This window comes from Corynebacterium sp. 212_CJEI (assembly GCF_001055915.1).
Lineage (GTDB): Bacteria > Actinomycetota > Actinomycetes > Mycobacteriales > Mycobacteriaceae > Corynebacterium > Corynebacterium jeikeium_D.
The window spans coordinates 1-6,754 of sequence record NZ_JVPT01000080.1; the positions used below are offsets into that span (position 1 = coordinate 1).

The 6,754-nt window shown below is 64.3% G+C and carries 5 protein-coding genes and 3 pseudogenes; 1 reads left to right on the forward strand and 7 read right to left on the reverse strand.

All coding sequences use genetic code 11. The features are described 5' to 3' along the window. Window positions 1-21: 21 nt before the first annotated feature. Window positions 22-1,272, reverse strand: a complete 1,251-nt coding sequence (locus tag ADB02_RS10645) for an IS3 family transposase (RefSeq protein WP_256379072.1) — start codon at window positions 1,270-1,272, stop codon at window positions 22-24. Next, a pseudogene (locus tag ADB02_RS10650) lies at window positions 1,224-1,451 on the reverse strand (transposase); the annotation flags it as partial. The pseudogene ADB02_RS10650 and the gene ADB02_RS10645, both read right to left, overlap by 49 nt. A gap of 112 nt (window positions 1,452-1,563) precedes the next feature. On the opposite strand from ADB02_RS10650, the gene ADB02_RS10655 reads away from it, so the two are divergent. Then, on the forward strand, window positions 1,564-2,871 hold the full coding sequence (locus ADB02_RS10655; protein WP_048733072.1) for an ISL3 family transposase: 1,308 nt from the start codon (window positions 1,564-1,566) through the stop codon (window positions 2,869-2,871). 5 nt (window positions 2,872-2,876) lie between these two features. Here the strand turns inward: ADB02_RS10655 and ADB02_RS11395 are convergent. The 5 genes and pseudogenes from ADB02_RS11395 to ADB02_RS10680 form a co-directional block, all read right to left on the reverse strand. Continuing rightward, window positions 2,877-3,594: pseudogene (locus tag ADB02_RS11395) on the reverse strand (transposase); the annotation flags it as partial. Between the two features lie 109 nt (window positions 3,595-3,703). Then, a pseudogene (locus tag ADB02_RS10665) lies at window positions 3,704-4,474 on the reverse strand (ISL3 family transposase); the annotation flags it as partial. A gap of 201 nt (window positions 4,475-4,675) precedes the next feature. Next, window positions 4,676-5,461, reverse strand: coding sequence for an ABC transporter ATP-binding protein (locus ADB02_RS10670; protein ID WP_049191073.1), 786 nt, complete (start codon window positions 5,459-5,461; stop codon window positions 4,676-4,678). After that, the gene (locus tag ADB02_RS10675) at window positions 5,458-6,558 is read right to left on the reverse strand and encodes a FecCD family ABC transporter permease (RefSeq protein ID WP_049191074.1); all 1,101 of its coding nucleotides are present in this window, start codon (window positions 6,556-6,558) and stop codon (window positions 5,458-5,460) included. Before ADB02_RS10675 ends, ADB02_RS10670 begins: the two co-directional genes overlap by 4 nt. Then, window positions 6,555-6,754 (reverse strand): iron chelate uptake ABC transporter family permease subunit (locus ADB02_RS10680; RefSeq protein ID WP_049191075.1); only part of this gene is annotated, 200 nt, incomplete at its 5' end. The genes ADB02_RS10680 and ADB02_RS10675, both read right to left, overlap by 4 nt.

Consider the following 6,754-nt stretch of genomic DNA (forward strand, 5'->3'; position numbering starts at 1 on the left):
TTTTTTTGGACAGTTTCAATCTCACGCTACATTGACTTTTCGGTATTCGGCAATGCTCAAACCATCGAGGCTGATCTTGATTCGGTGATTGTTGTAGAACTCAATGTATGTCGCGATTGCTTCTTTGAGCTCTTGAGGGTTCTGCCAGGTTCTGCCGTAGTACATTTCGTTTTTCATTCGGCCGAAGAACCCCTCGCATGCTGCATTGTCGGGGCTACAACCTTTCTTCGACATCGAGCGAAGTATTCCGAACTTCTCGGTCATACTTCGCCAGCTGCTGCCTCGATAATGTGCTCCGCGGTCTGAGTGAATCACCAAGGAGCCATCCATTGCCGGCTTTTCGGTTGCGATTGCTGCGTACAAAGTTTCTTCTGCTAACTCCATGGTGGGATGAACACTTGTTTTTGCTGCCACGACCTTCCCGTCAAAACAGTCAATGATGGCAGACAGGTACACGCGACCTTGGTTAGTAGCGAAAACACTGATGTCAGTCAGCCACAACCGATTTGGATGCTCAGCATGAAAATTACGGTTCACCAGGTTAGGTGGTGCGGGAGAAATTTCCCCTTGATAGCTGGAGTAACGCCACTTTCGTTTCGGGAACCAGGGACGAATTCCCTCTTCGTGCATGAGACGGCGGACGACCTTCTCACTGATAACGATCCCGCGATGGCGCAGTTCCCACCAAAGTCGGCGATAGCCGTAGGTGTTATTCGACTCAGAACTAATCTCATGAAGCAATTCGCGGATATGCGCGTGCTTATCCGGAGCAAATCGCTGTTGGAGTTGGTAGTAGAAGCTTGATGCCGCAAGATCAATAGCAGCAAGCAGCATAGATAACGGAAACTCGCCGCGTAACGCGTCAACCACTTCAGCCTTGTGCTTATTGCTGAGCTGCCCCGGGATGACGCTGACGTCTTTTTTTACAAGTTCCAGCTCCTTTTCCAAAACAGCCTTGTCAACGAGCAGTTGAGCCATTTGCTTTTTCAGTTCTGCAGGATCATCGGCTAATGATTTCTCGAATGCTGCTCGGGTGGGCATGCGAGTGTGCTCTTTGCGTTCTCTTTTCGACATCAAACCCCATTTTCCCTCTTCACGGTGGCGTTGTGCCCAAGAATAGACACTCATCTTTGAGCGCAGCTCGCATTCCACAGCGGTGTCAGCTGGCCTCCAACCAGCGTTGAAGAGCTCAACAGCACGAAGCTTTACCGGCTCTTCCGGTTTTAGAGTGCGTTGATCTTGTCCTGTAGTTGTCCGGAGTGGATCAGGCACCGCAAGATGTAGTGGTTGAGGTTTCGGAATCCCAGGGCGATCCCCCGTAGGTGCTCGAGCCTGCCGTTGATGGCCTCGACCGGCCCGTTGGACGCCCCGATATCGAAGTACGCCAGGACATCCTCACGCCGGCGCCACAGAGTGCGTCCCAGTTGGGCGAGCTCCTCCAGACCTTTCGGGGCTCTTCGCGAACGAGGGTGTAGTCGGGTGAGCGCGTCGGTGGCCGGGTAGGGGTCGAGGTCTCCCGGATGATGGAAGTTCTTCACGCTCGCCATCCCGAAAGACCTCGACGTGCTCCACTCTACTTTCGCGACCCCTGACCTGACCACGTTCTGCCGCCTGGATGAACTCGGACTCGAAGCGGTCGGCCAGCTGATCGAGCGGGACCGGGCGATGATCGAGTGTCGGCCGGTCGAGGTGGACCCCTGGTGTCGGAAGTGCGGGGCGGAGGGCGTGTCGCGGGACACGGTGACGCGTCGACTCGCGCATGAGCCGTTCGGGCATAGGCCGACAACGCTTCTGGTCCGGGTCCGCCGCTACCGGTGCGCGCACTGCCGACGGACGTGGCGGCAGGACATGACTCGCGCCGCCGCGCCGCGAGCGAAGATCTCCCGCCTTGGCGTGGAGTGGGCGCTGCGGGGCATCGTCATCGACCACCTCACCGTGACCCGTGTCGCCGCGGGTCTCGGGGTTTCCTGGAGCGCCGCGAACACTGCGGTGCTCGCGGAGGGCAAGCGTCGACTCATCGACGATCCTGGTCGGTTCGACGGGGTCACCACGATCGGCGTCGACGAGCACGTCTGGCGGCACACCCGCCTCGGTGACAAGTACGTCACCGTGATCATCGACCTCACCCCGGCCCGCGACAAGACCGGCCCCGCGCGGCTGCTGGACATGGTCGAGGGTCGTTCGAAGGCGGTGTTCAAGCAATGGCTCGCGGCGCGCCCACCCGAGTGGAGCAAGCGGATCGAAGTCGTCGCGATGGACGGGCTCGCAGGCTTCAAGACGGCCGCCGCCGAAGAACTCCCCGACGCCGTCCCGGTCATGGACCCCTTCCACGTTGTCCGCCTCGCCGGCGACGCGTTGGACCAGTGCCGACGCCGAGTGCAGCAGGACACGGTCGGGCATCGCGGCCGCGCCGGTGACCCGCTCTACAAAGCGCGCCGCACCCTGCACACCGGCGCGGACCTGCTCACTGAGAAACAGACCGCCCGCCTGGAGGCTGTGTTCGCGATCGAAGAGCACGTCGAAGTCGAAGCGACCTGGGGTATCTACCAGCGCATCGTCGCCGCCTACCGGGAACCCGACAAGAAGAAGGCCAAACAGATGATGCACGCCGCGATCGATGCGATCACCACCGGCGTCCCCGCCGCGCTCGTAGAGATCCGCCGGCTCGGCCGCACCATGGGCCAGCGTGCCGCCGACATCCTCGCGTTCTTCGATCGCCCCGGCACATCGAACGGGCCAACAGAGGCGATCAACGGCCGACTCGAACACCTCCGCGGCTCCGCGCTCGGCTTCAGGAATCTCACGAACTACGTCGCACGCAGCCTGCTCGAAGCCGGAGGCTTCAGACCCCACCTACACCCTCGTTCGTGAAGAGCCGCATAACCGGCAAACCCATCCATGGTCACCACCTGCACCTGGCTGCGGAAACCGGGGTCGCGTTCCTGCAGCCACCCGCGCAGCACGTCCGCGGACCGCCCCGGTCGCATGTCTAGTAGTCGGGCGGGCCCGCGGCCGTCGACCAGTGGGGTGAGGTCCACGAGGATGGTCACCAGGTTCGAAGGCTGACCTCGGGTGTGTTTCCAGACGTGCTCATCGACTCCGAGGATGCGCACGCCGTCGAGGTGGTGCGGGTCGTCGTAGACGAGCTGGCGGCAGGCATCGAGTGCGACCTGGTTGACCAGGTCCCAGCCCACGCCGAGTGCTTTCGCGGTGGCAGACACACTCATCCGGTCAATGGCGAGGCGCTGGAGGATCCAGCGGGTGACTCGGTGGGTGAGCTTGGCACCCTCATCGGCACACGTCAGGGAGGCCTGGAAGATCTTCCTGTCACAGGAGGCATTCGCGCAGGTGAATCGGGGGGAGGCGCACGTGCAGACGGGTGGGGAACCCTACGACGGGCAGGTCCACCAGCCGGCGGAAAATGTGGTCACGCTTGGGGCCGGGCCGGGAGCATTCAGGACAGGCGTCGCTGACGGCCACAGGTGCGGCGTCGATGATGGTGAGGTTTCCGGCGTCGGCGGCACCGGTGATCGTCAATCCGATCTCCGCGGTACGGCAGATGGTGTCGGCGACAAGGTTGCCAGTAAGCTGCACAGTAGGGTCCTGGTTCGGTTGGATGGAAGCGTCGTAACTCTCATCTTGTACCGGCCAGGACCCCTATATGTTGTGCCACCCCGAACCCCACCCCATGGTCAACTACGCACTCCAAAACCGGAAGAGCCAGTTTGACGACGTGGAACGGGTCCATGACTTCGACAGCCTCGGGCAGTTCCTCAACGGAGGCTGTTTTGAAGCCGGAGAATCCGTCCATCGCGACGACGTCGATGCCATCACGCCAGTCTTTCGGTCGGGTGTTCAACCATTGCTTGAACACCTGTTTCGACCGTCCGGGCACCATGTCGAGCAGGCGTGCCGGGCCTGCTTTCTGGCTGATGGGAGTGAGGTCGATGATGACGGTGACGTACTTGTCACCGTGCCTGGTGTGCCGCCATACGTGTTCGTCGACACCAATGACGCTGACCCCGTCGAACCGGGCCGGGTCGTCGATCAGCAGTCGATGTCCCTGCGCGAGGATCGCGGAGTTCGCGGTGTGCCAGGACACGGCGAGTTTGCGTGCGATCACGGACACGGTGTCGTGGTCGATGACGAGGGCACGCAGCGCCCAGTCGATGCCGGTTCGCGAGATCTTCGCTCGTGGTGGCGCCGCAGCAGTGGTGTTCTGACGCCATACGCGGCCGCATTCGACGCATTTGTACCGGCGGAGGCGAATGTGAAGCGTGGTGGGCCGGCGGATGACGGTGTCGCGGACGATCCCGTGCCCGCCACACCGTCGGCACCAGTCATAGGCAGTGTTGGGCTGGCATTCCACAATGGATTTGTGCCCGGTGATGTGCTGGCCAATGCAAGTGAGGTCAAGAGAGTCGAGTCGGCAGAATGTCGTGAGGTCAGGAGATGAGAAAGTAGGCTTGGACACGTCGAGGTCTTTCGGATGGACTGTGTAAGAACTTCCATCATCGGAAGACCTCGGCGTCTATCCGGACAGCGCCACACCGTGTCCTGGAATCACTGATCCACACCCTCAATTACGAAGAGCCCCGCGCGCTGATCGCCGCATCCATCGACCATCAGCTGGGGGCGCACCGCCTGTTGCGGGCCCGGGACACCGCCCCGCGGGTCACCGCGGGACGATGAGGGGACCGCCCGCAACCGGATCCTCCACGATGAGGGCATCCAGGCCGAAGACGTCGGCAAGCAAACCCTCCGTGAGCACCTGCCCCGGCGACCCGGTCGCCGCGATCGCCCCCTCGTGCATGACCACCAGATGATCCGAGTGACGCACGGCCAGGTTGAGGTCGTGGAGGACCATCACGACCGTGCGCCCCAGGCGGTCCCGCAGAGTGCCGACCAGCTTGAGCACGTCGATGGCGTGGGCCAGATCGAGGTATGTGGTCGGCTCATCGAGCAACAGGGTCGGCGTCTGCTGGGCCAGCACCATCGAAATCCAGACCCGCTGGCGCTGCCCGCCCGACAACGACGACAACGGGCGCTCCGCCAGATCCGAGATGCCCGTCAAGGACAGGGCCTCCGCTACCTCCATCTCGTCCGACCCCGACCACTGGCGCAGCCAACTCTGATGCGGATGGCGCCCCCTGGACACGAGATCCGCCACCACGATCCCATCCGGGGCCAACGGCGACTGCGGGAGCATCCCCACCATCCGGGCCAGCTCCCGCCGCGCCACTGACGTCACGTCGCGCCCATTGACGTGCAGGGAGCCCTCCGCCGGGTGCGTGCGCGCCAATGACTTCAGCAGCGTCGACTTCCCGCAGCCGTTGGGGCCGATCACCGTGGTGACGGCCCCCTTGGGGATGTCGACGTCGACGCCATCGAGAATGACGCCTCCGCTGTAACCGGCCCGCAGCCCGCGCGCCCTGATTCCGATTTCGGTCGTTGTGGTCATGCGGTGGTCCTCCGATTCGAGCGGATGAGCAGATGGATGAGGAACGGGGCGCCGATGGTCGAGGTGACGATGCCCACCGGCAATTCCCACGGCGCGATGCTGCGGGCGATGACGTCGGCCGCTGTCACCAGCGCGGCACCCGCCGCGGCGGACGTGGCCAGGGGAGGGGACGGTACGCCGGCCAGCCGCAGCGCCAACTGGGGCGCGACGAAGGCCACGAATCCGATTGGGCCCGCCGCGGCCACCGACGACGCGGCCAATGCGACGGCCACGAGCAACAGGGCGACCTGGCTGAGCTGGACCCGGCCGCCCAGGGCCGACGCCGTCGCCGGCCCGAGCTGCAGGACGGACAGGCGAAACGCCATCCACCCGAACAGGCCCATGGCGACGGCGACGCACAGCGCCACCGCCGCCAGCCCCGACCACGACGCCCCCGACAGGCTGCCGGACAGCCAGGTCCGCGCCGCGGCCGCATCCCGCAAATCGGACGCCGCCATCAAGTAGATGATGTACGCCTGCAGCAGCGCCGACACGGCGATGCCGATCAGCACCAGCCGGAAGGGATCCACGCCGCGGCGCCACGCCAGCAGCCAGATCGCCGCCGTCACCGTCAACGCGCCGGCAAACGCGGCGAGCGGGATGCCGACGCCCGACAGCGTCGGCGCCGCCGCCCCGTAACCGCCCCCGCCGAGAACCGTGCCCGCGACGATGATCGTCACCGCCATCGCCGAGGCGCCTTCGGTGATGCCCAGAACATCGGGGCTGGCCAGCGCATTGCGCGCGATCGACTGCGTCAACGCCCCGGCAATGCCCAGGGCAGCGCCCACGATCACACCGCCCACCACCCGGGGCAGGCGCGAACCCAGCACCACCGTCCGGTCCAGCGAGGAGCCGCCGCCGAAGAGGACCTCGATGACGCGGGCCGGCGAAATCGCGTAGTCGCCCATGCCCAGGCCAACGACGACCGTCGCCAAGCACAGGACCGCGAGGCCACCGGCGGCGAGGGCCGCACGCGGCCGCCACACCACCGACATGCCCGCGAACCGCAAGGGCGGACGCCCCGGCACCACCGGTGGGCCGATCAATTTGGGGGTCATGCCGTCACCAACTTCCTGCGGCGCACGACCGCGATGAAGAACGGGGCGCCGACGAACGCGAGCACGACGCCGACCTCGAGTTCGCCCGAAGGGATGATCACGCGCCCGACCACGTCGGCGAAGGTGAGCAGCGCGGCACCGGCCGCCGCCGAGGCCGGCAGCAGCCAACGATGGTCCGGCCCCGTGAAACTGCGGA

Coding starts and splice junctions, on each gene's coding strand:
- ADB02_RS10670 (WP_049191073.1), bottom strand. CDS start 5,461: ATGACCACAACGACCGAAATCGGAATCAGGGCGCGCGGGCTGCGGGCC.
- ADB02_RS10675 (WP_049191074.1), bottom strand. CDS start 6,558: ATGACCCCCAAATTGATCGGCCCACCGGTGGTGCCGGGGCGTCCGCCC.